The 25,430-nt window shown below is 60.1% G+C and carries 25 protein-coding genes; 15 read left to right on the forward strand and 10 right to left on the reverse strand.

The features are described 5' to 3' along the window. Window positions 1-2 precede the first annotated feature (2 nt). The 3 genes from BVU99_RS21590 to BVU99_RS21600 all read right to left on the reverse strand — a co-directional run bounded on the left by BVU99_RS21590 (window position 3) and on the right by BVU99_RS21600 (window position 2,621). On the reverse strand, window positions 3-1,007 hold the full coding sequence (locus BVU99_RS21590; protein WP_025301958.1) for a TauD/TfdA family dioxygenase: 1,005 nt from the start codon (window positions 1,005-1,007) through the stop codon (window positions 3-5). A 184-nt stretch (window positions 1,008-1,191) separates the two neighbouring features. Further along, complete coding sequence (locus tag BVU99_RS21595; RefSeq protein WP_099816721.1) at window positions 1,192-2,097, reverse strand: alpha/beta fold hydrolase; 906 nt, start codon at window positions 2,095-2,097, stop codon at window positions 1,192-1,194. A gap of 119 nt (window positions 2,098-2,216) precedes the next feature. Next, on the reverse strand, window positions 2,217-2,621 hold the full coding sequence (locus BVU99_RS21600) for a VOC family protein (RefSeq protein ID WP_099816720.1): 405 nt from the start codon (window positions 2,619-2,621) through the stop codon (window positions 2,217-2,219). A gap of 76 nt (window positions 2,622-2,697) precedes the next feature. On the opposite strand from BVU99_RS21600, the gene BVU99_RS21605 reads away from it, so the two are divergent. Beyond that, the gene (locus BVU99_RS21605; RefSeq protein ID WP_016928647.1) at window positions 2,698-3,153 is read left to right on the forward strand and encodes a GNAT family N-acetyltransferase; all 456 of its coding nucleotides are present in this window, start codon (window positions 2,698-2,700) and stop codon (window positions 3,151-3,153) included. Window positions 3,154-3,187: 34 nt separating this feature from the next. On the opposite strand, the gene pbpG is transcribed toward BVU99_RS21605, so the two are convergent. From pbpG to BVU99_RS21620, 3 genes are all read right to left on the reverse strand, one after another. After that, the gene (gene pbpG, locus BVU99_RS21610) at window positions 3,188-4,117 is read right to left on the reverse strand and encodes a D-alanyl-D-alanine endopeptidase (protein WP_025301951.1); all 930 of its coding nucleotides are present in this window, start codon (window positions 4,115-4,117) and stop codon (window positions 3,188-3,190) included. 151 nt (window positions 4,118-4,268) lie between these two features. Further along, window positions 4,269-5,372 carry an adenosylhomocysteinase gene (locus BVU99_RS21615; protein WP_025301950.1) on the reverse strand — a complete coding sequence of 368 codons (1,104 nt, stop codon included), beginning with the start codon at window positions 5,370-5,372 and terminating at the stop codon, window positions 4,269-4,271. Window positions 5,373-5,416: 44 nt separating this feature from the next. Beyond that, a complete protein-coding gene (locus BVU99_RS21620) occupies window positions 5,417-6,361 on the reverse strand; it encodes a GlxA family transcriptional regulator (RefSeq protein WP_099816719.1) in 945 nt (314 codons plus the stop codon). Between the two features lie 91 nt (window positions 6,362-6,452). Here BVU99_RS21620 and BVU99_RS21625 point away from each other — a divergent pair, with 91 nt between their 5' ends. Beyond that, window positions 6,453-7,130 (forward strand): DJ-1/PfpI family protein, encoded by a 678-nt coding sequence (locus BVU99_RS21625; RefSeq protein ID WP_025301948.1) that lies wholly within the window; start codon window positions 6,453-6,455, stop codon window positions 7,128-7,130. Between the two features lie 50 nt (window positions 7,131-7,180). Further along, complete coding sequence (locus tag BVU99_RS21630) at window positions 7,181-7,744, forward strand: DedA family protein (protein WP_025301947.1); 564 nt, start codon at window positions 7,181-7,183, stop codon at window positions 7,742-7,744. A gap of 16 nt (window positions 7,745-7,760) precedes the next feature. Here BVU99_RS21630 and BVU99_RS21635 read toward each other — a convergent pair whose 3' ends face one another. Further along, a complete protein-coding gene (locus BVU99_RS21635) occupies window positions 7,761-8,654 on the reverse strand; it encodes a LysR family transcriptional regulator (protein WP_025301946.1) in 894 nt (297 codons plus the stop codon). A gap of 112 nt (window positions 8,655-8,766) precedes the next feature. On the opposite strand from BVU99_RS21635, the gene BVU99_RS21640 reads away from it, so the two are divergent. Together BVU99_RS21640 and ansP are read left to right on the forward strand one after the other, a co-directional pair. Continuing rightward, a complete protein-coding gene (locus BVU99_RS21640; RefSeq protein WP_004939694.1) occupies window positions 8,767-9,204 on the forward strand; it encodes a PACE efflux transporter in 438 nt (145 codons plus the stop codon). Between the two features lie 437 nt (window positions 9,205-9,641). After that, complete coding sequence (ansP, locus tag BVU99_RS21645; protein ID WP_025301945.1) at window positions 9,642-11,108, forward strand: L-asparagine permease; 1,467 nt, start codon at window positions 9,642-9,644, stop codon at window positions 11,106-11,108. 37 nt (window positions 11,109-11,145) lie between these two features. Here ansP and BVU99_RS21650 read toward each other — a convergent pair whose 3' ends face one another. Continuing rightward, window positions 11,146-11,925: a 2OG-Fe(II) oxygenase gene (locus BVU99_RS21650; protein WP_089195631.1), complete on the reverse strand. Its 780-nt coding sequence runs from the start codon at window positions 11,923-11,925 to the stop codon at window positions 11,146-11,148. 116 nt (window positions 11,926-12,041) lie between these two features. On the opposite strand from BVU99_RS21650, the gene BVU99_RS21655 reads away from it, so the two are divergent. Together BVU99_RS21655 and BVU99_RS21660 are read left to right on the forward strand one after the other, a co-directional pair. Then, window positions 12,042-12,941, forward strand: a complete 900-nt coding sequence (locus tag BVU99_RS21655) for a LysR substrate-binding domain-containing protein (protein ID WP_099816718.1) — start codon at window positions 12,042-12,044, stop codon at window positions 12,939-12,941. A 197-nt stretch (window positions 12,942-13,138) separates the two neighbouring features. Further along, a complete protein-coding gene (locus BVU99_RS21660; protein WP_060447603.1) occupies window positions 13,139-14,959 on the forward strand; it encodes a hypothetical protein in 1,821 nt (606 codons plus the stop codon). 32 nt (window positions 14,960-14,991) lie between these two features. Here the strand turns inward: BVU99_RS21660 and BVU99_RS21665 are convergent, their stop codons facing one another. After that, on the reverse strand, window positions 14,992-15,744 hold the full coding sequence (locus BVU99_RS21665) for an SDR family NAD(P)-dependent oxidoreductase (protein ID WP_099816717.1): 753 nt from the start codon (window positions 15,742-15,744) through the stop codon (window positions 14,992-14,994). 303 nt (window positions 15,745-16,047) lie between these two features. Between BVU99_RS21665 and pyk the strand changes: the two genes are divergently transcribed. From pyk to BVU99_RS21680, 3 genes are read left to right on the forward strand one after another with little or no spacing between them, the layout of a single operon-like run. Further along, window positions 16,048-17,481, forward strand: coding sequence for a pyruvate kinase (pyk, locus tag BVU99_RS21670; protein WP_043136757.1), 1,434 nt, complete (start codon window positions 16,048-16,050; stop codon window positions 17,479-17,481). Next, window positions 17,478-18,215 (forward strand): TSUP family transporter, encoded by a 738-nt coding sequence (locus BVU99_RS21675; protein WP_230203376.1) that lies wholly within the window; start codon window positions 17,478-17,480, stop codon window positions 18,213-18,215. Before pyk ends, BVU99_RS21675 begins: the two co-directional genes overlap by 4 nt. 55 nt (window positions 18,216-18,270) lie before the next feature. Next, window positions 18,271-19,155 carry an AEC family transporter gene (locus BVU99_RS21680; protein WP_244590513.1) on the forward strand — a complete coding sequence of 295 codons (885 nt, stop codon included), beginning with the start codon at window positions 18,271-18,273 and terminating at the stop codon, window positions 19,153-19,155. Here the strand turns inward: BVU99_RS21680 and BVU99_RS21685 are convergent. Then, entirely contained in the window at window positions 19,115-19,735 is a 621-nt protein-coding gene (locus BVU99_RS21685; RefSeq protein ID WP_043136747.1) for an HD domain-containing protein, read from the reverse strand. The genes BVU99_RS21680 and BVU99_RS21685 overlap by 41 nt on opposite strands. 158 nt (window positions 19,736-19,893) lie before the next feature. On the opposite strand from BVU99_RS21685, the gene BVU99_RS21690 reads away from it, so the two are divergent. The 5 genes from BVU99_RS21690 (at window position 19,894) to BVU99_RS21710 (ending at window position 25,369) form a co-directional block, all read left to right on the forward strand. Next, on the forward strand, window positions 19,894-20,658 hold the full coding sequence (locus BVU99_RS21690; RefSeq protein WP_099816715.1) for an arylamine N-acetyltransferase: 765 nt from the start codon (window positions 19,894-19,896) through the stop codon (window positions 20,656-20,658). Between the two features lie 123 nt (window positions 20,659-20,781). Then, window positions 20,782-21,411, forward strand: a complete 630-nt coding sequence (locus tag BVU99_RS21695) for a response regulator transcription factor (protein WP_049203928.1) — start codon at window positions 20,782-20,784, stop codon at window positions 21,409-21,411. After that, window positions 21,411-22,952 carry an MASE1 domain-containing protein gene (locus BVU99_RS21700; protein WP_099816714.1) on the forward strand — a complete coding sequence of 514 codons (1,542 nt, stop codon included), beginning with the start codon at window positions 21,411-21,413 and terminating at the stop codon, window positions 22,950-22,952. The genes BVU99_RS21695 and BVU99_RS21700 overlap by 1 nt, the downstream gene beginning before the upstream one ends. Window positions 22,953-23,012: 60 nt before the next feature. Then, window positions 23,013-24,341, forward strand: a complete 1,329-nt coding sequence (gene uhpC / locus BVU99_RS21705; RefSeq protein WP_227257841.1) for an MFS transporter family glucose-6-phosphate receptor UhpC — start codon at window positions 23,013-23,015, stop codon at window positions 24,339-24,341. Continuing rightward, window positions 24,338-25,369 (forward strand): ABC transporter substrate-binding protein, encoded by a 1,032-nt coding sequence (locus tag BVU99_RS21710; protein WP_043136733.1) that lies wholly within the window; start codon window positions 24,338-24,340, stop codon window positions 25,367-25,369. Before uhpC ends, BVU99_RS21710 begins: the two co-directional genes overlap by 4 nt. Window positions 25,370-25,430: the final 61 nt, after the last annotated feature.

Genomic DNA, 25,430 nt, shown 5'->3' on the forward strand with positions numbered 1-25,430 from the left:
CCTTAAATCGAGAAAATGCGCTCTTCAACCTGATTGAGGTTGCGGTGATTCCACAAGCTTGCCGAAATGAAGACGCGTTGTACCCAGCGCAACGGCGTATCTCTTTCATCGAAAGATGGCGTGAATTTATCGCGTGAATGCAGCGCAAAACGGTTATCGATATACACCAAATCGCCCGGGCAAATATCGATGCCGATGGCATTTTCTTTCACCAGCCCGTAGAAACGCTCCAGCGCGGCTTCCGCTCGCGGCGTGCTGGCGGCAATCATGCCGGGATAGAAAACGGCGCTCACATCCGGCAGAACATGGTTTTGCGAAATCAGCGGCACCAGCGCGGTTTCTTCGCGCCCGGCCTGCGTGGACTGGCGCCAACGGTATGGCAGCTTGATGCTGTACAGCGGGCTGGCCAGCGTTTCGACGTCCTCGCGGCTCAGTTGAGCGATAGCCAAACGCGAATCGGAGATACGCGTCATCGGGCTGTGCGGATCGCGGCGCACGCCGGCTAACAGCAACCCCATCGGCGAGACGTTGAACTGCTCCAGGTGTTTCAGGGCCGCATTTTCAATATGGAAATCCAATTCAACATCGAACCCCAGACCGGTATATTCTTTTTTGGCTTCGCGTTTGGGGATCAGATTATTAATCAGTTCTTTCCCTTCGAAATACATCGAATAGGGTTCACCAATTAGCGAAGAGATGCCGACCAACAGGTTTTCACTGATATTCCCTGATTTGGCCGAAGGCGTATATTGGTTCGGGCAAGGGGAAAAGAACACTTCTTTATCCACCGGCACATTTTTTAAAATAAGATAAGGCCGTGGTTTGATTGACGCCTTTTGCTGGCTTAATGCAGCGCTTAATCTGTGGGGTAAGTGGGTGATCATGGCCGAACGTATAGCGTGAATATACGCGTCACCGCCGGCGGGATCGTAAGCAATTTTATCTAATGCCGAAAATAACTCGTTTCTTTCCTGATCCGTCAATTGAAAGACGTTTTGGTAATCCATCCTGAGCATTCCTTGACAATAAGAATATCATTAGCAAGCCTAATGAAAGCGGCAGGATGTTAACATTATGCAATCAAATCCATAAAGATTTATTAACTAATTTCGTGATCTTAATCACCACTCCTCCGTCCAGTTAGCAGTGGAGAAGAAGTGATTAATAAACAAACAGCTACGCGCATACGTCTCAATCGGATGCGATAGCGAATACGCCCACGAGATAGCGCAGGACATGACCGTGGGCCTCAAAAACGCACGATAAATGCGTACTGCCCTCAAGCAAGCCAAAGGCAACATGCGCACTGCCATGCTGTTCGACGAAGCGCTGCATCGCTTGCGCATTGAACAGCTCATCCTGCGCTGCCGCCAGCAGCAAGGTCGGCAATCGCAGCGCCGCCAGTTGCTTTGCCGGGGTGCGTGGCGTCAACGCGTTAGCCATATTGACGCTGTATTGGCAGACAAAATCGGGGGCGGCGGCCAGCACAGCCGGGGGAAAATTCAGGCTGACCGCCCGGGATTGCCCAAACCAGCGCCCGCCGCTGAGCGCATTGGCGACAAACGGCCATTGTCGCACCTTAGCAAAACGGGCCGCCGCCGCCAGATCGCGGGCCATCCCGGAAAATGGACCCAGCTCGGGCGCCAGCATGATCAGGCTGTCCGCCTGCTGTTCGCCAGGGTAACGGGTCAAGTAGTTGAGCAACATGCCGGCGCCGCTCGAATGGCCAAGCAGGTGTCTGCGCGCCAGCGGAAACCGGCGGCGCATTTCTGCCAGGATGATATCGACATCGCGCCAAATACGCTCAGGCCGCTCAACCGTCCCCCGCTCTCCCGTGGAATCGCCATGTCCGCGAATATCGACCAGACACACCGCGAGCGTCGGCTCGGCGGCCAGCTGGCGCGCAAGGACGTCATACCCGGCGGCGCTGTTAACCCCGCCGCCGTGATAGACCAGGATCACGTCTTCACTCTCGGCAGTGTGCCGATACAGACGATAGCTCAACCCATCTATACGACCAGACGACATGTCCACATGCCCGCCCGGCCACTCACCGTAAGACTTCGCTTGCTCAACATAGCGGTCAAAATCAATCAAAGCGCACCTTTCCATGAATATTGTCGGTATTTCCTACGGCAAAGCTCCTCGCCAAAATGGTTATAACAATATGAAATAACAGCAGTAATTACCATTCTTTTGCACATTCTCCCTTAGCGTCAGGGCAGATCGCCCGCCGGCACATTGAGCTGCCAGGAAAGGCCGAAACGATCGTTGAGCCAGCCGAAACGGGCGCTGAAGCCGTAGTCATCGAGCGGCATCAGCACCTTGCCGCCCTCCGCCAGCCGGTGGAACGCCCGCTCCAACGCTTCTTCGTTAGGCAGGTTGATGAACAGCGACACCGCCGGGGTGAAGCTAAAGTCATGGCTGATCGGGCTGTCGATAAACACCAGGTTCTGCCGATCGAAATCGATGGCAGCATGCTTGATCAATCGCCGGCCGTCCGGCGTCGGGTCGTAATGCTGTACCTGCATGAGCCGAAAACGCTCGAACACCTGGCTGAAGAGATCGATCGCCCGCTGCGCCTCTCCCTGGAACATGACAAAGGTCGAAACCTGACTCATAACATCCCCTCCGGCAAACGTTGTGGTATTAATGGAGGATAGCGGATTACCGTTGAAGCGGCGGAAAGGAGCAACCATGAGCATCATTCATCGCCTGGCGCAGCCGGACGATCTCAACGGCCTGTTAGCCTTGTATCGCGAGCTGCGCCCGCAGGACGCGCCGCTGCGCGCCGACGATGCGCGCCGCACCCTGCAACGTCTGCTGGACGATCCGGCGATCCGTCTGGTGGTGGCAGCGGACGAGGAACAACCGATCGCCACCTGCATGCTGGCGCTGATCCCGGGGCTGGCACACCAGGCGCAGCCGTTCGGTGTTATTGAGCATGTGGTGACGGCGGAGCCCTATCGCGGCCACGGCGTGGCGCTCGCGATGATCGAATACGCGCTGCAGCTGGCCTGGCGCAAGGGCTGTTACAAGGTGATGCTGCTGTCGGGGCAGCAACGCACCGGCGCGCACCAGCTTTATCTCAAAGCAGGTTTCGACGGCGATCGCGAGCGGGGATTTGTCATCAGGCGGCCCGAGGGCCGATAGCGGCCTGCTGCAAATGAGCAGGCCGCCAGGCGGGTCATTCGGTGGCGTTTTTCGCCAGGCTGGCGTCTTTTTGGCGACGATAGTCGCGGGCGGCGGCCGGGATCGGCGTCACCTTGCCGGTTTCGATCCAGCTGCGCAGACGGTTGGCGTCGGCGAAGTGGGTATATTTGCCGAAGGCGTCCAGCACCACCAGCGACACCGAGCGGTTACCGATCATGGTGCGCATCGCCAGGCAGTGCCCCGCCTGGTTGGTGAAGCCGGTCTTGGTCAGCTGAATGTTCCATTTCGGGTTGTACACCAGGTGGTTGGTGTTGCGGAACGGCAGCGTGTAGTTGGGATCCTTGAAGCTGGCCATGCGTTCGGTGGTGGTACTGAGCTGGCCGATCAACGGGTATTGTTTGGTGGCGATCAGCAGCTTGGTCAGATCGCGCGCCGTCGACACGTTATGAATAGAGAGCCCGGTCGGTTCCACATAATGGGTATTGGTCATGCCGAGCGCCCTGGCCTTGGCGTTCATCGCTTTGATGAAGGCGTTGTAGCCCCCCGGATAGTGGTGCGCCAGGCTGGCGGCCGCGCGGTTTTCCGACGACATCAGCGCGAGCAGCAGCATGTCCTTGCGGCTGATTTCGCTGTTCAGCCGTACCCGCGAATACACCCCTTTCATCTCCGGCGTCTGGTGGATGTCCACTGACAGCATCTCGTCGAGCGGCAGGTGCGCGTCCAGCGTGACCATGGCGGTCATCAGCTTGGTGATCGAGGCGATCGGCACCACTTCATCCGGGTTGCGCGCGTACATCACCTTATGGGTTTGCATATCGACAACCATCGCGCTGCCGGAGGCCAGCTCCGGCTGGGTGGCGTGTACGGCGGCGGCGTTGTCGCTGGCCAGCGCGCGCGGCGCAAAGCCTGCGCCCGCCTGCAAAGCGAGCAGGGTCAGAACCAAAACACGTATTTTCACAGGCATTACTCTGAAATGGGGGCTTGAACTCAGCGAATTATATGTGAGGGTTCAGCGCTTGGCACTGGGATTGTATGGCGGATTTGTGACAAATTCTGTCGGCCGAAAAACGACGCAGCCCGCGGGCGCTCTGGGATGAACGCCCGCGTAGAAAAAGTTACAGCGCCGGCTGCCAGGCCGACTGAGGCAGCAGGTACAGCCCCGGCGTTTGCCGCGCCCCGGCGCCGACGATATGGCCGATGCCGGCCGCCATCACCGCCAGCGTCACGTCGAAGGCGTTGAGGCTGTCGCCATAGCCGGCGGTCAGGTTGAACATCGAGCCATTGGCCAGCAAATAGACCGTCTTTTCATTCAGTTGGTAAGCGTTCACATAAGGCATCGGCTCGTGGTGCGGCAAGCCCTTGAGGAAGCCGACGTCGATCTCTTCCGCCACGTGGCCGACGTTGAGGATAAACACGCCGTCCTGCGCCTGTTGCAGATGCTGCGCCGAGAGCACGTTTTTCGCGCCGGTCGCGGTGGCGATCACGTCCGCCTGCGCGATCGCGCTCGCCAGATCCACCACCTGCCAGCCGTCATAACGCGCCTGCAGCGCGCGCGCCGGATCGATTTCCGCCACCATCACCTGGCCGCCGTAGGCCCTGGCCGCCGCTGCCGTCCCCTGCCCGACCAGGCCGTAACCGATCACCAGCACGCGCTTCTCGTGCAGCGTCAAATGGGTGGTCTGGAAGAAGGTATGCCAGGCGGTCAGCCCAACCATATGCCGATTGTGCAGCCCTTCTTTCACCGGCAGATCGTCCCAGTTGAAGATCGGATAGCGCGGCGCCACGCCGTTCAACCGGCTGATGCCCGAGCCGGTGGCCTCCAGCCCGGCGACGATCTGCGGGCCACCCGGCGACTGGTGCAGACGGGTGGTCAGATCCGCCCCCATTTCGCACAGGTGGGTCGGCCGCCAGGCCAGCGCGCGGTCGAAAGATTCCGACCATTCGCCGGCGCTCATGTCACGCCAGGCATAGGCCTGCGCGCCCCGCCGTTCCAGCCAGGCCACCACATCGTCCTGCACCGTGGTGGGATTGCAGGTGGTCAGGAAGATCGCCGCGCCCTTGTCCAGCAGGCCGGCCACCAGCGGCGCCATTTTCAAATCCAGGTGCATGTTGCACGCCAGCCGCACCCCGTGCAGGTCCGGCAACGCCGCCATCGCCGCCCGGGTGCGCGGCATATGACGCGTCGCCCAGCTCAATTCGCTCTCAAAGTCCTGATACATCCGTTGCTCCTCTGATGTGCCCCGCCGCCAGGCGTGGCAAAAAATTATCCCGCGCGGCCGAGCCGGCGGATCGCCTGCGGCGACAGGCCAAAGACGCGGATAAACGCCCGTCTCATGCGTTCTGGATCGCTGAACCCCACCGAACGGGCGATCGCCTCCAGCGACTCGGCGCTCTCTTCGACGCGTACCCTGGCCGCCTCTACCCGCAGCTGCTCGATCACCTTGGCCGGCGTCTGCCCGGTTTCGGCGCGGAACAGCCGGCCGAACTGACGCTCGCTCAGGCAGGCGGCGTCAGCCAGATCCGCTACCGACAGCGGCAAGTGCAAATGTTCGCGCGCGAACGACAGCGCTGCACGCATGCGATCCGACGACGGATTCAGCGCCAGCAGCAGCGAGTACTGCGACTGCCCGCCGGGGCGCCGGTGGTAGACCACCAGTTGCCGCGCCACGGCCGCCGCCAGGGTGGCGCCCAGATCGTCTTCGATCAGCGCCAACGCCAGATCGATGCCGGCACTGATGCCGGCCGAGGTCCAGATATCGCCATCGCGAATGAAAATGCGGTTGCTGTCGACACGGATACGCGGATAACTCTGCTGCAATCGCGCCGCGTGATACCAGTGGGTGGTGGCGCGCTTGCCGTCCAGCAAGCCGCAGGCCGCCAGAATAAACGCGCCGGTGCACACGCTGGCGATGCGGCGCGCACGCCGGCTGTGGGTTGTCAGGAACCCCGTCAGCGCCGGTGACTGCGCCGCCATCACGTTGCCGCTGCCGCCAGCCACCACCAGCGTATCGAAACGCTCGTCGCCGCATGGCTGCGTGGCGATCTCCACCCCGGCCGAGCTGGCGACCATGCCACCCTGCGGCGAAATCGCCACGCAGCGGTAGGCCGGCGGATCGGTAAACTGGTTGACGTTATCGAACGCCGCCAGCGGGCCGGCAAAGTCCAGCAGGTTGAAACCGGGAAAGACCACAAAACCGATCGTTTTCATGATGGCGCTTTTTGAGGGTTATCTGTCATATCAGCCAAAAACAGGGCGGCTATTATGGCCCAGGTCCAACGATAAAAATGAGGCGAATGTCATGTCTGAACCACTCGTGATTGTATTTCCCATCTATCAAGGCGTCACCCAACTCGACTTCACCGGCCCGCTGCAGTTTCTGCGCCGCATGCCGGGCGCGGAAATCATCGTCGCTTCGGTAGACGGCGCGGATGTCGAATCGGAAGGCTTGCACTTCACTCAGCTGCGCCCGCTGCCGGAGATCGCGCGCTGCGACGTGCTGTGCGTGCCGGGCGGCAGCGGCTGCACCCAGGCATTACAGGATGAAGCATTCATGCGGCAAATCCGTCGGTTGGGCACCGATGCTCGCTACCTGACCTCGGTGTGTACCGGTTCGCTGATCCTAGCCGCCGCCGGGCTATTGCTGGGTAAACGCGCCGCCTGCCACTGGTCTATGCGCGATAGCCTGAAGCTGTTCGGCGCCATACCCAGCGCTGCTCGCGTAGAACGCGACGGCAACGTAATCAGCGGCGGCGGCGTCACCGCCGGCATCGATTTCGCGCTGGCGCTGATCGCCGAACTGCACGGCGAAGACACCGCACAGACGATCCAACTTTATCTGGAATACGCCCCGGCCCCGCCGTTCGAGGGCGGCACGCCGGAACTGGCCCCGCCGCACATTTACGCCAAGGTACAGGCACAAATGGCGGAAAGCCTGGCGCGGCGCAGAGCGTTGGTGGCCCAAATCGCCCAAGGCTAGCGATCGGGCGTATACTTGCCCTTATGCGTCAGCCACATAAGGAGTAAGGAATGACCGATTTGGCCCACTACATTACGGACTACGGTTACTGGGCGTTGTTTATCGGCTGCCTGGCGGAAGGGGAGACCATCACGCTGCTGGGCGGCATCGCCGCCCACGAAGGGCTGCTGCACTGGCCGTGGGTGATCGCGGTGGTGGCGCTGGGCGGCATGATGGGAGACCAGTTGCTGTACTTCGCCGGCCGCCGGTTTGAAGGCCGCGTCATCTCGCGGCTCAAGGGACAGGAAAAGCGCATCGCGCGCGCCAGAAGGCTGATCGCTCGCCACCCGATGCTGTTCGTTATCGGGGTGCGCTTTATGTACGGTTTCCGCATCATCGGCCCGGTGCTGATCGGCGCCAGCCGCCTGCCGCCGTCGCGCTTCGTACCGCTCAATATCCTCGGCGCTATTTTATGGGCGACGATCTTCGTCATGCTCGGTTATTTTGGTGGCCAGGCGATCGAACGCTTCGTTACCGGCTTCGACAAAAAACTCTCCGGCCTGCTGTTTGTCGCGCTGGCGATCGCCGCCATCCTGCTGGTGCGTTTCTGGTGGCGTAAACGCCACCCGGAGTAAGCAAACGCAGCGGGCGTCAGCTTTCCTGCGGCGCCGTGCGCATCAGCTCGACCAGCTCGCGCGCCGCCTTGTCCAACGGGCGGTTCTTCAGCCAGATCAAATGCATCGGCAAGCGCAGTTCGTTCTTGGTATTTTTGAATTTCAGCCGCACCAGCCGCCCCTGCGCCAGCAGCGGCTCGGCCAGCGACAGCGGGAAATTTCCCCACCCCAGCCCCGCCTCCACCATGTTCAGCGCCATCGGTAGGCTGTCGGTGCGCCAATACGCCTCCGCCACCTGCGGACGCAGATCGCCGATCGGCAGATCGCGGCTGGCCACCATGATCTGCCGCACGTTGACCAGATCTTCGAGAAACAGCTCACCCGCCGCGCCGTCCAGCGCCGGATGCTGCGGCGACAGCATCGCCACCAGCGATTCCGCGCCGACGAAGTGAAACTGTTCCGCGCTGTTGACGTTCAGCCCGCCGAACGCCAGACAAACGCCGATGCGCTCCTGATGCAGCATGTGCAGCACGTCGTCCTGCGGCGCGCTGAGCACTTCAATGTTCAGCAGCGGATAACGCTGCGACAGCGTTTTCACCGCCGCCAGCAGGCCGGCGCCGTTAATATCCGACGCCACGCCGATCGAAAGCCGGCTCTCCAGCCCCTGGGATAGCTCGATGGCGTGCACCTGCAGCTGCTTGAGCTGCCCGGCGATCAGGCGGGCGTGCGGCGCCAGGGCCAGCGCCAGCGCGGTCGGCGTCGGTTCGCGGTGAGAACGGTCGAACAAGGCGAAACCGAGCTCCGCCTCCATGTTGGCGATGCCCATGCTGACCGCAGACGGTACGCGCCGCAACGCGCGGGCGGCGGCGGAAAATGAGCCGCGGTCGAGCACCGCCAAAAACAGTTCGATGTTGTCGCTGGAAAAATTCATCGCTCAACCTGTCAGAAAAACTGACAGCTCCTGACTTTTTCTATCAATGTGATTGACGTTATCTTAGCCGCCGTCGCCACAGAGGCAACTAAAAACAGATCGGGAGAAAACGATGCAAGGCGTCAAACGCAAACTGGTGTATGTCACCGCTTATGAAATCATCGGCATGGCGATCTCGGCGCTGGGGCTGGCGCTGCTGTCGGGCCATGCGCCAAGCAGCACCGGGCCGCTGGCGGTGGTGATCACCACCATCGCGGTAAGCTGGAACTTTATTTACAACTATTTATTCGAGTGGTGGGAAAGCCGCCAGGTGTCGCGCACCCGCACGCTCAAACGCCGCATTTTGCACGCCGTCGGCTTTCAGCTGACGCTGGTGGTGTATCTGATCCCGCTGATCGCCTGGTGGATGGGCATCACGCTGTGGCAGGCGCTGCTGCTGGATATGGCGCTGATCGTCATCATTCCTTGCTACACCTTCCTGTTTAACTGGGCGTTCGACAAGCTGTTCGGCCTGCCGGCTTCGGCTCTGCCGGCCGGTGAATCCGCCTAAGCCTGCTCCTCGTCCGATTCGCCTGCGCACGCTCATTGCCGCGCAGGCGCCATCGCTTTATTTTCCGCCCGCCTTCCCCCCTCACGCGAAATAACCTCCAAATCCCTTTAATTTGCACGGTAATTATTATTCTGTGATTTCAATCACTTTTATCGTTCGATATTTCCGTGTTGATAATGAGACTCATCTTACTGAATAATATGCGCTTTTGTTTTCAGTTTAAAAAATACACACCATTGTTCACACTTTGTACGCAGGTTTTTTTGCCACATTTATCGGGAAACGGTAGCATGCCACGCCGTTATTTAATGGCGGCTGTATACACAATAAACAGCGGAATGATGCCACGACCTCATTCTCATTACGATTGTTAATGGCAATCGTTTGCTCTGCAGCTCAGAGCGGAGTTCATCATAGACAGGTAAACAGGACGGATAATGCACTCACAAAAAAAGTCGGCGGATGACAAACACGCCGCCAGAAGACGCTGGCTAGACTCTCATGAATCCGGTTATCACAAAAGCATGGGCAACCGGCAAATCCAAATGATCGCCATCGGTGGCTCCATCGGTACCGGCTTGTTCCTCGGTACCGGCGGCCGTCTCGAGTTGGCCGGGCCGGCGCTGGCGCTGGTCTACCTGGTGTGCGGGATTTTCTCTTTCTTCATCCTGCGCGCGCTGGGCGAACTGGTGCTGCATCGCCCTTCCAGCGGCAGCTTCGTTTCTTACGCCCGCGAGTTTCTCGGTGAGAAAGCCTCTTACGTCGCCGGCTGGATGTATTTCCTCAACTGGGCGATGACCGGCATCGTCGACATCACCGCGGTGGCGCTATATATGCACTACTGGGGCACCTTTGCCGACGTGCCGCAGTGGCTGTTTGCCCTCGGCGCGCTCGGCATCGTCGCCACCATGAACATGATCGGCGTGAAGTGGTTCGCCGAGATGGAGTTCTGGTTCGCGCTGATCAAGGTCGTCGCTATCGCGCTGTTCCTGATTGTCGGCGTCGTCTTCCTCGGCACCGGCACCCCGGTCGCCGGCCACACCACCGGCATGCACCTGATCACCGAAAACGGCGGCATGTTCCCGCACGGCCTGCTGCCGGCGCTGGTGCTGGTGCAAGGGGTGATCTTCGCCTTCGCCGGCATCGAGCTTATCGGCACCGCCGCCGGCGAGTGTAAAGATCCGGCTAAAATGATGCCCAAAGCGATCAACAGCGTGATCTGGCGTATCGGTCTGTTCTACGTCGGCTCCGTGGTGCTGCTGGTGCTGCTGCTGCCGTGGAACGCCTATCAGGCCGGCCAAAGCCCGTTCGTGACCTTCTTCAGCAAGCTGGGCGTGCCTTACATCGGCACCATCATGAACATCGTGGTGTTGACCGCCGCGCTGTCCAGCCTCAACTCCGGCCTCTATTCCACCGGCCGCATCCTACGTTCACTGGCGATGGGCGGCTCCGCGCCGAAGCTGATGGCTAAAATGAGCAGCCAGCAGGTGCCTTACGCCGGCATCCTGGTTACCTGCGGCATCTACGTGATCGGCGTGGTGCTCAACTACCTGGTGCCGTCGCGGGTTTTCGAGATCGTGCTAAACATCGCTTCGCTGGGCATCATCGCCTCCTGGGCGTTTATCATCGTTTGCCAGATGCGCCTGCGCAAAGCCGTGCGCGAAGGCCGTGCGCAGCCGGTATCGTTCAGAATGCCGGGCGCGCCGTTCACCTCCTGGCTGACGCTGGCGTTCCTGCTGGTCGTCGTGGTGATGATGGCGTTCGATTATCCGAACGGCACCTGGACCATCGCCACCATTCCGGTGCTGGCGGTGCTGCTGACGCTGGGCTGGTTCGGCCTGCGCAAGCGCGCGCAGGAAGTGAAGCGGGAGCAGCAGGCTCACGAAGAGCAGAACCCGCACTGAATCGACAAACCGCCCTCCGGGGCGGTTTTTTTATCCGCTATAACCGGCCGTAAAACGTCATTCTGGCGCTTTCCGACAGCATGACATCCGGCTGCGCATTGTAGGCCAGCACCACCAGCATGCGCGTGGTGTCGCCTTCGGTCGGCGTCACCCGGTGCATGGCGTTGCGCCCGCGAAACAGCACTAAATCCCCCTCCTCCATCGCCAGCTGTTTGACCGCCCGCTCACCGTCCAGCACCTGCGTGACCCCGGCATAGTTCATCTCGCCGCGGTCGGCGTCGCGCAGGTTCTCCACGTATTCGAAACGGCCGCCCCCCTGCGGTTTCTGGATCAGCAGCGTGATGGCGAATGAGGAGTTGTCAAAATGCCAGCCCAGTTCCTGACCGGTGTGGGCGTAATGCAGGTTGATCGACGACAGCCGATCGGCGTAGGGATACAGCTGCGCCTCATCCAACACCGCGCAGAGAAACTCGCGAAACGCCGGAGCATCGTACAGCGCACGCAGCGGCGACTGCGATGGGATATCCTCGTCGGTAATGCAGCCCTTGGATGACACCACCAGCCGGTTGCGCGCATGGTCGGCCGGCAGCGCGTCGTCCTGCGGCCGTAGATACACGTTGTGTTTGCTGCTGGTGTAAAACGCCGCGTGGTGCTGTTCGGCACCTTCCAGCCTTACCGTCGCCAGCGCGGCGGGGCGCAGAAATCCCGGCAGCACCAGCGCGCCGGCGCGCGCCAGCGTTTGCCTGCAACGGTCGCGGAATGCGGCGTCGTCGATGGGATGGGCGGACAGATCGATAATATCGGCAAGTTGCGGCATGACGTTCCCCTCGTGTGCGATAGCCGGATGCTTCTCACTGTAGCGAATGGCGCATTGCCGCCATAACAAAAATACGTTATGGATAAGCTAACGAATTCTTAGCGATAGTCCTGCCCATGCCGCCACCGTCCCGTGCTCGCCTGCCCAAGCTGAGCGCCATTCTGGCGTTCGAAACCGCCGCTCGCACCGGCAGCCTGGCCCGTGCGGCGGATGTGCTGGCGCTGACCGCCGCCGCCGTCAGCCAGCAAATCCGCCAGCTCGAACAGCATCTGGGCATCACGCTGTTCATTCGCGCCAAAAGCGGCGTCACGCTGACCGAACAGGGCGCGGACTACCTGGCCTACGTGCAGGAGGCGTTCGAAACGCTGCGCGTGGCGCAGCAGCACGTCGAACGCCAGCGCGGCAAACAGGCGCTGACGGTGTTCGCCCTGCCGGCGCTGGCGTCTAAATGGCTGAATCCGGCGCTGGGCGACTGGCTGGCGCAGTGCCCCGACGGCGATTTGCGGCTGCACGCCACCCATGCGGCGGTCGATTTCGCCCATTCGGCGGCGGATTTCGCCCTGTGCTTCGGCGATCAGGATTACCCGCTGCTGGAAAAGGTGCAGCTGTTTCAGGATTGGGTGCAGCCGGTGTGCAGCCCGGCGCTGCGCGAGTGCGGCGACTGGACGCAGCTGCCGCTGATCCACGTCGACTGGGGCAAGGAGAGCCAGTTTTTGCCGGGCTGGCACGAGTGGTTCACCGGCGCCGATCGGCCGCCGCCGCCGCGGCGCGGGCTAACCTATAACCTGACCTCGCTGGCCATCGACGCCGCCGTGCAAGGGCGCGGGGTGCTGCTCGGCCAGCGGCGGCTGATCGCCCGTGAACTGGCGGAAGGCCAGCTGGTCACCCTGGCCGAACCGGCGCTGCGGCTCAGCAAACCCTACTACGTAGTTTACCCGCCGCGCACGCTGGAAAAACCCGGCGCAGCGGCGTTTCTGGCCTGGTTGCAAACCCTCGTATCTACAGACCAAACCTGAACCCCGGCGGCGATGTTTGCTGGCGTCAGGCACAACCCTGAACGCTTAAGCCTCTCACCTCAGCCTGTTAATTTATCTCTGCCGACCGGGATCGCGAACCGATTCGCCCTTCGGCCACAATGTCATTTCCCTATGCCGCCGCCCCTGCAATCGCCATATTGCATCGGCCTCTTATTGTCCAAAACGAGGGCTATTCCATGATTTCATTAAATGATTACGCCAACCTGCGCAGCTATGCCGGTAGCGAAACCGCGGTGATGCTCGAAAACCGCTACCATCACGGCGTATTTACCCGAGACGATGCGGATACCACCAGCCAGGACAACGGCGTCACCCTGCTCGTCGACGCGCAAAACCGCCGCTGGAAGCGCATCATCAATGACGGCGATTACAGCATCGATTGGTGGCACCTGCCGGGCGATGAACTGGATTACTCGCTGACCATTACCCGCGCGTGCAACTTCTTGCAGGTCAAAGGCGAAGAGTGGTGGCAGTTGCCTATCCCAACGACCCCGGCGGGGATTACTCTGGTTGGCCCCGGCGGCGTTCGCTCTTGTAAAACCACCGCGAACCTGAAGCTGTGGAAAAACGCCGTCGATTTTAAGGGCACCATTCTGGACTTCAGCGGCGCCACCAACATCGAGTGCGTACGCGTGCAATATTCGCTGGGAGCGCCGGCGATTTATAACCTGCGCATCGTGGGTGCCCCTGGCGCGGCGGCCAACCTGCGCGGCCTGTGCGTCTACAGCGATGCCTCAAACATGCACGGCCTGCCGGCCTGCCAACTGCTGGTGCAAAACGTCTGGCTGACCAACCTGTATAAAGGCATCGTCTTTGGCAATAACGCCTATATTCAGAGCTGGCATAGCATCATGGTGCGCGGCTGCTTCTGGCCGATCTGGTCTGAAACCACCGCTAACGCCGGCGAAAAAATCGTCTTCTACAAATGCCTGTTCGGCGACAGCAGAAACTATTATCAGGGGGTGCATGCCTTGGCCTTCCGCGATTGTTCATTCGACTACAGCGGCTTTAGCAATGAAACCGAACAGTTGGCCAATACCGACTATGGTTTGTTCGACCTTAAGGGCGGCACGCTGGACTTCAAAAATTGCCACTTCGAATGGGGCAACGCCAATTGCCGCAACTACCGGCCGGTCTTTACCAGCAACAACGGCGGTACGGTAAAAATCAAAGACAGCCAATGGCACAGCGTGATGACCAACAACACCGATGCCGGCAGCAACGTGCCCTACCAATACGTCGAGTATTTCTTCTTCGATAAGTCCAGCGATCTGAGCGGAAAATGTTATATCGACGGTTTCGATCTGGTGAACGCCGACATTAAAAAAGGCTGGTCCAACAACCATATTGAGATGAAAAAGATCGTCGCGCCCGGCTACATCAACATGTGGCGCCTGCTCTATCTGGGCGATGGCGTCAACCATCTGCCGGAGCCGAGCTGGAAAGAGAGCGGCGCGCTGGCATTGAATAACGTCTATGCCTTCGGCGGCACACGCCTCTCGCAAACGGAGACCGCCGATCTGGCGGTGACGCTGCAAAACGGCGTGCTGACCGCCACCACCAAAACGGCGACGACAACGGACAAACGCGTCGAGATCTACTTCCCAATCGCGAAAAACGATCTGGTACTGTGGCGCGCCACGCTGGCAAACCTGAAAGGCCAGAGCAGCCTTGATGTCACCATCGGCACTTACCAAGGCAAGTATGTCCTGAATGGCGATGCCGGCGTCACTACCCTACTTGAAAAAGCTTGCCAGTGGGGGCGCACCGGCACGGTAACGCCGGCCGCTTCGGCAACGATGACCTCGGATCGCATCACTGCGCTTAACTCGTCGGAATATTTGCCGTTGCCTGAGGGCTATGTCAATTATGCCCGCATCGCCATCGTGCTGAAAAACTTTGTCGGCAGCGCCGCTCAGCCCACCTCGGTGGACATCACCCAACTGTTGTGTCAAAAGATCGACATCGTCTCCCGCAACCCGCGTAAATCCTGGTAACCGAACGGGCCCCGTCAGGGGCCTGTTTGCCATTAACGCGCGGTATAACCGCCGTCGATGCTGTAAAACGCGCCGGTGGTGAAACTGCTGTCGTCCGAAAGCAGGAAAGCCACCGTTTTCGCCACCTCTTCCCGCGTCGCCATCCTCCCCATCGGGTGCGAAGCGGCCATCTGCGCCCGCGCCGACGCTGGCAGTTTCCCCATCGCTGGCGTATCCACATAGCCCGGCCCGACGGCATTAACGCGCACGCCGCGCGTGGCGAATTCCAGCGCCGCCGAGCGCGTCAGGCCCAGCACGCCATGCTTGGCGGCGGTATAAGGTGCGATCCCGGCAATGCCCACCACGCCGTTGGCGGAAGAGAGGTTCACCACCGCCCCGCCGCCGCCGGCGACGCTCGCCGGCAGGCCGTACTTCATGCCGAAAAACGTGCCGCTCAGGCAGGTGGCGATCACCTCATGCCAATCGTCGACCGCGTACCGATCGATATCCACCTCGTGCGGGCCGGTGATCCCGGCGTTGTTGACCAGCAGATGCAGCGCGCCGCAGCGCCGCACGATCTCTTCAATACCCTGCCGCACCGACGGCGCATCGCGCACGTCCATCCGCAACGTCATCACCCGTCGGCCGTCGGGATCGAGCCGCGCGGCGGCGGCGGCGAGAGGCACTGCGTGGCGGCCGGTCATCACCACCGTGGCGCCGCGCCGAAACAGCTCGCCGGCGATCGCTTCGCCAATGCCGGTGGACGCGCCGGTCACCAGCGCCACCCGATGTTTGAAATCTTGCATAGCCGTTCTCCTGTAACGTTGAACTCAGGGGAACAGGCTAGCGCCGGCAAGTGACAGTTTGCGGCAGCAGCGATGTCCAACACGACGAGAAGTAAAGGTATAACCATTATCAATATTTTAGATATACGATGGAAATAAATTGCATAACCATTTTATTTTCATCATTAAATGTGGAAAGCGCGCCAGCCATGACGACGAAACCCATTATAACTTTTTATATATTAGTTAGATTAAACCCCTATTTTCCTCGCTGTCATAAAACTGTCATAGATAAATGCATCTTAACTTATCGGAGCATTTATCATGGCAAAGACTCGCATTATCGCTACCATCGGCCCCGCTTCTCGCCACATAAACACCTTGGCAGCGCTGGAAAAAGCTGGCATGTCCGTCGCCCGATTGAACGGTTCGCACAACACGCTCGACTGGCATGCGGAAACCATCGCGCTGCTGCGTAAAACGTTGCCGGATACGCCGGTGCTGCTGGACATTCCCGGTAGAAAAATCCGCACATTGCAATTGAAACACGAACCCTCGTTCACTAAAGGGCAAACGTTGATCCTCACGACCGATACTTCGCATAACGGGGAGGAAAAAGTCCCGGTGGGGTATGGCCGGTTGCATGAACGGCTGACGGTGGGAGATAAGGTTTTCGCCGATGATGGCACCCTCTCGTTCCAGGTCGTCAACATCATCGATCGGGACATCCATCTGCAGGCCGACATGGACGGCCAACTAAAAAGCCGCAAAGGTATCAATGTGCCTGGCATCGATCTCGGGCAGGCGCTGATAACGGAGAAAGACCGCGACATGATCGCCTTCGCCAAAGCGCATCAAGTGGACTACATCGGCATCAGCTTCGTCGAAAGCGCCGCACATATCAACGCAATCAGAGCGCTGATCGGAAGCGATACGCCCCGCATCGTGGCGAAAGTGGAAAACAGCGGCGGCATAGAACATCTGGAGGAAGTCATCGCCGCCGCCGACGTTATCATGATCGATCGCGGCGATCTGGCGGTGGAAACCTCGATCGACCACGTTTCCCTCTACCAAAAACAGATCCTCCGTGCCGCCTCCCACGCGGGCAAACCCACCATCGTGGCGACGGAATTGCTGCACAGCATGATAGAGAACCCGCTGCCAACCAAAGCGGAGGTCAGCGACATCACCAACGCGGTGCTGGACGGCGCCGCGGCGGTGATGCTTTCCGGTGAGACCGCCGTAGGACGTTATCCGCTGGAGGCCGTTGCCCGCATCGCCAGCGTAGCCCAGTTGGCGGAACAGCATTTGGCGCATGCCCCCCACTCATCTCCCCCTGCACAGGCCGACGATATTCGACAGGCTATCGGCGCCCTTACCCGCGCCTTGCCGATCTCCCGGGTGGTGGTTTTTTCTCGCACGGGTTACAGCGTGCGCATCGCCGCCATGGCCAACATCGGCATCCCAATCGTCGCATTCGGCAACGATGCGGCGACGGTGCGCAGTTGGAATATGCTGCCGGGTATCACCGGCCTGACATTGCCTCGGATCGATCTGACACAACCGGCAACCGAACGTTTGGCACTGAACGTCCTGTCAGACAATGGATTGATAAATCGGCATGATGTTTTGCTGCTGGTCAGCGCCCAGCAAGACAATCAGCATATCAGCGGTAATATCTTGCGCACGCTCAGCGCCGAGGCCTACCTGCACTCTGACGCGGCGCAGGAGCTTCACCGGAACGAAGAGGTGGCATGATGGATAATCATGCGTTGTTCTATCTGGTGATTGCGCTATTTGCCGTAATCCAATCGGTTTTCGGCATGGGCATATTGGTGTTCGGTACGCCGACGCTCTTGATGCTGGGCGTTGATTTCTCCTCTGTACTTGGGCTGCTGCTGCCGTCGTCGGTGCTGATCTCTCTGACGCAGACGCTTGGTGCCCGCCGCATTGCTTTTCCCGCTCGTGAAAAGATCAATATGCTGATTTGCGCCATTTTCGTCATTCTGGCGCTGAGCCTGGTTTTGCATTCGACGGTGAAAGTGAATGTCGATCTGCTGGTGGGGGCTATCCTGCTGTTTTCCGCCTTGATGCGCTTTCGCCTGTCACTGCAAGAAACATTGAAACGTTACCTCGGCAAACATCAGCGCGCTTATATCGCGATCATGGGCCTGATACATGGCGTCACCAACATGGGTGGCGCCTTGCTGGCACTCTACGCTGCCGCCAGCCATCGAGAGAAACTGGAGATAAGAACCACCGTCTCCCGTTACTACCTGATGTTCGGTTTAATTCAATTGGCCACGCTGGCCAGCATTAAATGGCAAGCTCTGAGCCTCGACGGTTTCACCGCGGCACCGCTGGCTCTGCTTGTGTATCTGGTCGTCGGCAATCTGCTGTTCAAGAGAGCCAGCGCTCCCGTTTATGAAAAAATGGTGACCGGCTTTATTGCCTTCTATGGCGTGGTCGTCCTCACTAAAGGCTATTTATAGGATCACCATGGCGACGACTCTCTTTTCTCTGATTCCGGTGATATTTTTAATCGCAATGGGATTCACACTACGGCACAAGAACCTGATCGATCTGGCTTTCTGGCTGCCCTGCGAAAAGCTGAATTACTTTTATCTCTTCCCGGCGCTGATGTTTATCCAGGTCGGCAAAGCCGACCTCAGCCAGTTTCCAGTGCGGCCGATTGCCCTGTCTGTGCTGGGCGCCGTCTTGATTGGCGCCTTGTCATTGTACCTCTGGCGAATCTGGCTAAAACAGCCCGGGCCGGTTTTCTCTTCGGTCATACAGGGCGCTCTGCGCCCCAATACCTACATCGGGGTTGCCGCAGCGGCGGCGACTTTCGGCCACACCGGCCTGACGGTGACCTCCATCAGCATCGCCGTCGCCATCCCGCTGTTGAACGTGGCCTCGATTGTCGTACTGATGCATTACGGCCAGGGTACCCGCCCCGGCGGCAAACAGATCGCCAAAGCGCTGGGGAAAAACCCGGTGATCCTTTCGGTCTTGGCCGGTCTGGCCTTCAACGCCAGTGACTTGTCGCTTGGCGCGGCGCTGGAGAACATTCTCACTATTCTCGGCGGCGCCTCTCTGCCATTGGGGTTGCTGGCGGTCGGCGCAGGGCTGGATATACAGGCGGCGCGTACGGCGCAGGGCCCCGTCCTACAATCGACCTTCGTCAAGTTGTTGCTGGTACCGCTATTGACGCTGGGAATCGGCATCGCCCTGGGCATCTCCGGCCCGGTGTTGGCGACTATCGTCCTGTTTAACGCCTTACCCTGTACACCTTCCGCCTACATCATGGCGAAACTGCTGGGCGGCGATTATCGCTTGTCGGCCGGCATCATCACGATTCAAACGCTACTGGCGGCGGTCACCATTCCTGTTATTTTGCTGCTGACCCAGTTTTCAGCTCATCCAGCTTAAGATGGGCCTCATACCTCTGCCACAACGTGTCGAACCAGCCGTCGTTTCCATAACGACGGTTGAGGCGTTCGACAGCTTCTGCGCACTGTCGGCGGGCCAGGGCCAACAGGCCGGCCTCGCCCGCCGATAAAACGGCCAATAAACGCGCCATTTCCACCAGATAGTGACGGGCAAAGGAGACATCGTAATCGGTAATGCTCCTGCTGTTGTCAATCAAGTCGCACAGTTTGATGGTCTGCGCTTCCGCGCAGGCCTGCGCGCTGTGCTGCAGATTGGCATTTTTACGGTGCAGACGCTCACCGCCATAGCTGCGAGGCTGCACGTCGGTCAACATTTCCACATAACGCTCGACCGTCGGGCCGAATTCTCGCCGGATATCCGCCAGGGTCACCGCCGTATCTTCTACCGTATCATGCAGCCAGGCAGCGGCGACCATTTCTGGCGTCGGCTTGGCTCGCTGCAGCAGAACCACCACCGCTGCAGGATGCACGATATACGGCTCCCCGGTGAACTTGCGCCGCTGATTGCAGGCATGGTGAGCTTCATTGGCAAATCGCTGCGCTTTCAAGGTTAAATCCATACTTACTCCTTATCCATTTCGATTCAGTGTACGGCAGCAATGCTGCACATCTGAGTCGATTTGGTTATGAGTTATGCCGACAACGCAGCACGTAATGCGCTCACAAACGCCGCAAAGCCCGCTATTTTATGCCTACTTTTTCTCATGCGAGACACCCTGTGGATACCCAACGCTACCTGCAGCATATCGGCTTTACCGGCGGCGCCCGCCCTGACCTCCCCACGTTGCAACAGCTGCACCATCGCCACATGCTGAGCGTCCCGTTCGAGAACCTGAGCATTATTTATCATCAGGGTATTCAGCTGTCGCCGGAGGCGCTGTTCAGCAAGGTGGTCGAGCGTAACCGCGGCGGTTTCTGTTATGAACTGAACACGCTGTTTGCCCTGCTGCTGCGGGAGATCGGTTTCAAGGTGAGCTTCATCTCCGGCGAGATCCGCGCGCGCGACGGCCATTTCGGCCCGCCCTACGACCATCTGGCGCTGCGGGTGGATCTGGCGGGCCAGGCCTGGCTGGTGGATGTCGGTTTCGGCGATTCCTTCCTGACGCCGCTCAAAATCGTCGCCGCCGAGCCGCAACCGCAGGCCAGCGGCACCTTCCACCTGGAGCAGGAAGGCGAGTATTACCTGCTGGAGCGCCGCAACGGCGACCAACGCTCGCATGCCAAAACCCTGTATCGCTTTACCGTTCAGCCGCGTGAATTGCCTGAGTTCGACGAGATGTGCCACTTCCACAGCACTTCGCCGCAGTCGCATTTCACCCAACGCCTGGTGTGCTCACGGCCGACGGAGCACGGCCGGGTGACCCTCAGCGACATGAAGCTGATCGTGACCGAAGATCACCAGCGCCACGAAACGACGCTGCATTCGGAAGAGGAACGCCGCGCCGCGCTGTGGCAGCATTTCGCCATCGATTTGGATCGTTGACGACGCGGGCGGCGCCCTTTTATTACGATTATGTTACATCGATTGCATAACCGCGCTTGGCTGATTGCCAGCACCGCGGCGGCAGGCATCATAGGGTCATGATTCGGCAACAGAGTGCGAAAAATGATCCGTGTGATACTGGTGGATGACCATGTGGTGGTGCGCTCCGGCTTTGCGCAATTGCTCAGCCTCGAGGACGATATCGACGTGGTGGGGCAATACAGCAGCGCGGCGGCGGCCTGGCCGGCATTGCTGCGCGACGACGTCAGCGTCGCGGTGATGGACATCGCCATGCCGGATGAAAACGGCCTGAGCCTGTTGAAACGCCTGCGGGCGCAGAAGCCGCAGTTCCGCGCAATCATCCTCAGCATCTATGACTCACCCACCTTCGTGCAGAGTGCGCTGGACGCCGGCGCCAGCGGCTATCTGACCAAACGCTGCGGGCCGGAAGAACTGGTGCAGGCGGTGCGCTCCGTCGAGATGGGCGGCCATTACCTGTGCGCCGACGCGCTGCGGGCGCTGCGCGGCGGCGAGCAGCCGGCCACGGCGCTGGAAGTGCTGACCCCGCGCGAGCGTGAAATATTCGATCTGCTGGTCAGAGGTGATAGCGTAAAGGAGATCGCTTTCAAGCTCGATCTCAGCCATAAAACGGTACACGTACATCGCGCCAACGTCCTGGGCAAGCTGCAGTGCAACAGCACCATTGAGCTGGTGCATTTCGCCCTCGAACATCAGCTGCTGGCGGGGCATTGATGTCACTCCGCTCACGGCGCTGGGTTATCTCGCTGTTTATCCTGTTGGCCTGGGGCAGTGGCTGGCTGATGCTGTGGACGCTCGGCTTCTATCTGACCCACAACGGCAATCAGGCAGCGCTGTTTCTGTCTCACGGCGCCTATCTCGCGCTGCTGATCTTGCTGGCGCGCCGCTATTGGCCCGCTCTGATAATACCGCCGGTGCTGCTGCTGTTCTGGCTGCACGGCGAACGCCTGCTGAGCGGCTACGGCCTGCTGGCCGCGCCGTTCATCACCCTGCTCCCGGCCGCGCTCGCGCAGCGATTCTGGCGCCGTTTTCCGCTCTACTGGCAGCGGCTGACGCTGCTGCTGGCTACCGTGACCGCCGCCTCGCTGCTCAATACCGCCCTGCTGTCGCCTTTCGCGCACAGCCCGGCGATGTTGCTCGGCCTGGCGTCGTTTACCGGCGGCGTTTTGCTGACCCCGTTCGTCTACCTGATCTTTGAATTTCTGCGCCAACAGCACCGTTACCACCTGCTGGGGCTGGACACCACCAATCCGCCGCTGCGCGCCTCCTTAATCATCTGGTGCAGCCTGTTTTTCGTTATCGGCATCGGTACGCAGATGGTGCTATCGCCGGAAATCGAGCGCCTGCTGCTGATCGTGGTGTTTTTGCCGAACGTGGTGATGGCGTGGAAGTTCGGTTGGCAGGGCGGCGTGTTGTCCGGCCTGCTCGGCAGCATGATGATCACCCTCGCCCGGCAGGTCGGCGTGGGGTTCGGCAATCTGGTCGAGCTGGAAATCTTTCTGGCGACGCAGGCGCTGCTCGGCATCGGCCTGGGCATCGCCATCAGCCGCCAGCAACACCTGGCGCAAAACCTGCACCATTATCGCCGACGCCTGGAAGAAGAGCTGGCGGCGCGGCGGGCGCTGACCGAAAAACTGATCCACACCGAAGAAGACACGCGAAAAAACCTGGCGCGCGAGCTGCACGATGAAATCGGCCAGAACATCACCGCGATTCAAATCCAGTCGCAGCTAGTCAAGCGGGCGCGCGATCCGGCGCAAACCCAGGCCGCCGCGAACCAGATAGCCGATCTCGCCCGGCGCATTCATCACTCCACGCGCCAGCTGCTGCGCCAGCTTCGCCCGCCCGCGCTGGACGAGCTGGCGTTCAAAGACGCGCTTCACCACCTGCTGAATGAATTCGCCTTTAGCGAACGGGGCATCCGTTGCCATTTCGACTACCGACTCATCGACACGCCCGCCGGCGAGACGGTGCGCTTCACCCTCTACCGGCTGCTGCAAGAGCTGCTCAACAACGTGTGCAAACACGCCGAAGCCAGCGAAGTCGCCATCGTCTTGTATCAACAGGGTGAGCTTTTGCACCTCGAGGTGCGGGACAACGGCATCGGCATCCGTGCGGACAAGGTGCCTGGCTTCGGCATTCAGGGGATGCGCGAACGGGTCAGCGCACTCGGCGGCGAACTGACGCTGGAAACGCAGCGCGGCACCCGGGTAATTGTTAACCTGCCCACAAATTTGCAACAAACCGCCGACTAACTAGGAAAAAGTCTTAGCCACTCCGGACTTTCTCTCATCCCCTTTCCCTTTCACCTTCTTATAGTCAGCACCAGGGAGGCGGCTATGCAAGCACGCTCGGCATCTGAAATCGATCATCGTTACCGCGCGCTGCGTCCGCGACTGCTGCTGTATATGGTCATCGGGTACGCCGCCTTTTACCTGACGCGCAAAAGCGTGAATTACGTGCTGCCGGCGCTGCAAACGGATTTGGGGCTGGATAAAGGGGACATCGGCCTGCTCGGCTCGCTGTTTTATCTGAGCTACGGCCTGTCGAAATTCGCCGCCGGGTTGTGGCACGACGGCCATGGGCAGCGCGGGTTTATGGGGATCGGCCTGTTCGCCACCGGTTTGCTGAATGTGGCGTTCGCCTTCGGCGAATCGCTGACGCTGCTGCTGGCGGTCTGGGCGCTGAACGGCTTCTTTCAGGGCTGGGGCTGGCCGCCCTGCGCGCGGCTGCTGACCCACTGGTATTCGCGCAATGAGCGTGGCTTCTGGTGGGGCTGCTGGAATATGTCGATCAACCTCGGCGGCGCGATCGTGCCGTTGATCAGCGCCTTCGCCGCCCAGCGCTGGGGCTGGCAGGCGGCGATGTTGATCCCGGGGGCCGTCAGCATGGTGCTGGGCATCTGGCTCACGCGGCAGCTGACAGGCACGCCGCAGGAAGAAGGCCTGCCGTCGGTCGGCCAGTGGCGCCACGATCCGCTGGAGCTGCGCCAGGAACAGCAAAGCCCGCCGATGGGGCTGTGGCAGATGTTGCGCACCACGATGCTGAAGAACCCGATGATCTGGCTGCTCGGCGTCTCTTACGTGCTGGTCTACCTGATCCGCATCGCGTTGAACGACTGGGGCAACCTGTGGCTGACGGAAAGCCACGGCGTCAACCTGCTCAGCGCCAATGCGACGGTGATGCTGTTCGAGATAGGCGGCCTGCTCGGTGCGCTGTTCGCCGGCTGGGGTTCGGATGTGCTGTTCGGCGGGCAGCGCGCGCCGATGATTTTGCTGTTCACGCTCGGGCTGATGGTTTCCGTCGCCGCGCTGTGGCTGGCGCCGGTGCATCACTACGCGCTGCTGGCGGGCTGTTTTTTCGCGGTGGGCTTCTTTGTCTTCGGCCCACAGATGCTGATTGGCCTCGCCGCCGTGGAATGCGGGCACAAAGGCGCCGCGGGCTCCATCACCGGCTTTCTCGGCCTGTTCGCCTATCTGGGGGCGGCGCTGGCGGGCTGGCCGCTGTCGCGGGTTATCGAAGGCTATGGCTGGTCAGGCATGTTCAGTTTGCTGTCGATCGCCGCCGTTCTTATGGGTTTATTGCTGATGCCGCTGCTGATGGCGAGCGTTACCACCTCTACCGAGAGAAGGATAAAACAATGAAAAAAACGTGGGTCACTACCCTGATAGCATCCGGCATCGCACTGGCCACGCTGAGCGGCGCCGCGCACGCCAAGGGCCGCCTGGTGGTTTACTGCAGCGCCACCAATGAAATGTGCGAAGCGGAAACCAAAGCCTTCGGCGAGAAATATGACGTGAAAACCGCGTTTATCCGCAACGGTTCCGGCAGCACGCTGGCAAAAGTGGACGCCGAGAAGAAGAACCCGCAGGCGGACGTCTGGTACGGCGGCACGCTCGATCCGCAATCCCAGGCCGGTGAAATGGGGCTGCTGCAACCGTACAAATCGCCCAACCTCGAACAAGTCATGACGCAATTCCGCGATCCAGCCAAGCTGAAAGGCAACTACTCCTCGGCGGTCTACGTCGGCATTCTCGGCTTTGGCGTCAATACCCAGCGCCTGAAAGAGAAAAACCTGCCGGTGCCCAAGTGCTGGAAAGACCTGACCAAACCGGAATACAAAGGCGAGATTCAAATCGCCGATCCGCAAAGTTCCGGCACCGCCTACACCGCGCTGGCGACCTTTGCCCAACTGTGGGGAGACGATCAGGCGTTCGATTACCTCAAGCAGCTGAACGCCAACGTTTCGCAGTACACCAAGTCCGGCATTGCCCCGGCGCGCAACGCCGCCCGCGGCGAAACGGCGATCGGCATCGGTTTCCTGCATGACTACTCGCTCGAAAAAGAACAGGGCGCGCCGCTTGAGCTGATCTCGCCGTGTGAAGGCACCGGCTACGAAATCGGCGGCGTCAGCATCCTCAAAGGCGCGCGCAACCTCGATAACGCCAAACTGTTCGTGGACTGGGTGCTGTCGAAAGAGGCGCAGGAGCTGGCGTGGAAGAAAGGCAAATCCTATCAGATCCTGACCAACACCACCGCCGATACCTCGCCGAACTCGCTGAAGCTCGACGATCTGAAACTGATCAACTACGACATGGACAAGTACGGCTCGACCGAGGTCCGCAAGGCGCTGATCAATAAATGGGTCAGCGAAGTCAAGATGGGTAAATAAACCCACATTCTGCGCCTGTTGCCGGGTAAGCTTCACGCCTTACCCGGCCTGAACATCCGGG

This window comes from Serratia sp. OLAL2 (genome assembly GCF_002752475.1).
GTDB lineage: Bacteria > Pseudomonadota > Gammaproteobacteria > Enterobacterales > Enterobacteriaceae > Serratia > Serratia bockelmannii.

Excerpts from the sequence above, each read along its gene's own strand:
- BVU99_RS21695 (WP_049203928.1), top strand. The coding sequence starts at position 20,782 with ATGATCCGTGTGATACTGGTGGATGACCATGTGGTGGTGCGCTCCGGC.
- BVU99_RS21625 (WP_025301948.1), top strand. The coding sequence starts at position 6,453 with ATGTCTGAACCACTCGTGATTGTATTTCCCATCTATCAAGGCGTCACC.
- BVU99_RS21605 (WP_016928647.1), top strand. The coding sequence starts at position 2,698 with ATGAGCATCATTCATCGCCTGGCGCAGCCGGACGATCTCAACGGCCTG.
- BVU99_RS21700 (WP_099816714.1), top strand. The coding sequence starts at position 21,411 with ATGTCACTCCGCTCACGGCGCTGGGTTATCTCGCTGTTTATCCTGTTG.
- BVU99_RS21685 (WP_043136747.1), bottom strand. The coding sequence starts at position 19,735 with ATGGATTTAACCTTGAAAGCGCAGCGATTTGCCAATGAAGCTCACCAT.
- BVU99_RS21650 (WP_089195631.1), bottom strand. The coding sequence starts at position 11,925 with ATGCCGCAACTTGCCGATATTATCGATCTGTCCGCCCATCCCATCGAC.
- pbpG (WP_025301951.1), bottom strand. The coding sequence starts at position 4,117 with ATGCCTGTGAAAATACGTGTTTTGGTTCTGACCCTGCTCGCTTTGCAG.
- BVU99_RS21660 (WP_060447603.1), top strand. The coding sequence starts at position 13,139 with ATGATTTCATTAAATGATTACGCCAACCTGCGCAGCTATGCCGGTAGC.
- BVU99_RS21665 (WP_099816717.1), bottom strand. The coding sequence starts at position 15,744 with ATGCAAGATTTCAAACATCGGGTGGCGCTGGTGACCGGCGCGTCCACC.
- pyk (WP_043136757.1), top strand. The coding sequence starts at position 16,048 with ATGGCAAAGACTCGCATTATCGCTACCATCGGCCCCGCTTCTCGCCAC.
- BVU99_RS21675 (WP_230203376.1), top strand. The coding sequence starts at position 17,478 with ATGATGGATAATCATGCGTTGTTCTATCTGGTGATTGCGCTATTTGCC.
- BVU99_RS21640 (WP_004939694.1), top strand. The coding sequence starts at position 8,767 with ATGCAAGGCGTCAAACGCAAACTGGTGTATGTCACCGCTTATGAAATC.
- BVU99_RS21590 (WP_025301958.1), bottom strand. The coding sequence starts at position 1,007 with ATGGATTACCAAAACGTCTTTCAATTGACGGATCAGGAAAGAAACGAG.
- BVU99_RS21680 (WP_244590513.1), top strand. The coding sequence starts at position 18,271 with ATGGGATTCACACTACGGCACAAGAACCTGATCGATCTGGCTTTCTGG.
- BVU99_RS21615 (WP_025301950.1), bottom strand. The coding sequence starts at position 5,372 with ATGTATCAGGACTTTGAGAGCGAATTGAGCTGGGCGACGCGTCATATG.
- BVU99_RS21600 (WP_099816720.1), bottom strand. The coding sequence starts at position 2,621 with ATGAGTCAGGTTTCGACCTTTGTCATGTTCCAGGGAGAGGCGCAGCGG.
- BVU99_RS21635 (WP_025301946.1), bottom strand. The coding sequence starts at position 8,654 with ATGAATTTTTCCAGCGACAACATCGAACTGTTTTTGGCGGTGCTCGAC.
- BVU99_RS21655 (WP_099816718.1), top strand. The coding sequence starts at position 12,042 with ATGCCGCCACCGTCCCGTGCTCGCCTGCCCAAGCTGAGCGCCATTCTG.
- BVU99_RS21620 (WP_099816719.1), bottom strand. The coding sequence starts at position 6,361 with ATGAAAACGATCGGTTTTGTGGTCTTTCCCGGTTTCAACCTGCTGGAC.
- ansP (WP_025301945.1), top strand. The coding sequence starts at position 9,642 with ATGCACTCACAAAAAAAGTCGGCGGATGACAAACACGCCGCCAGAAGA.
- BVU99_RS21630 (WP_025301947.1), top strand. The coding sequence starts at position 7,181 with ATGACCGATTTGGCCCACTACATTACGGACTACGGTTACTGGGCGTTG.
- BVU99_RS21710 (WP_043136733.1), top strand. The coding sequence starts at position 24,338 with ATGAAAAAAACGTGGGTCACTACCCTGATAGCATCCGGCATCGCACTG.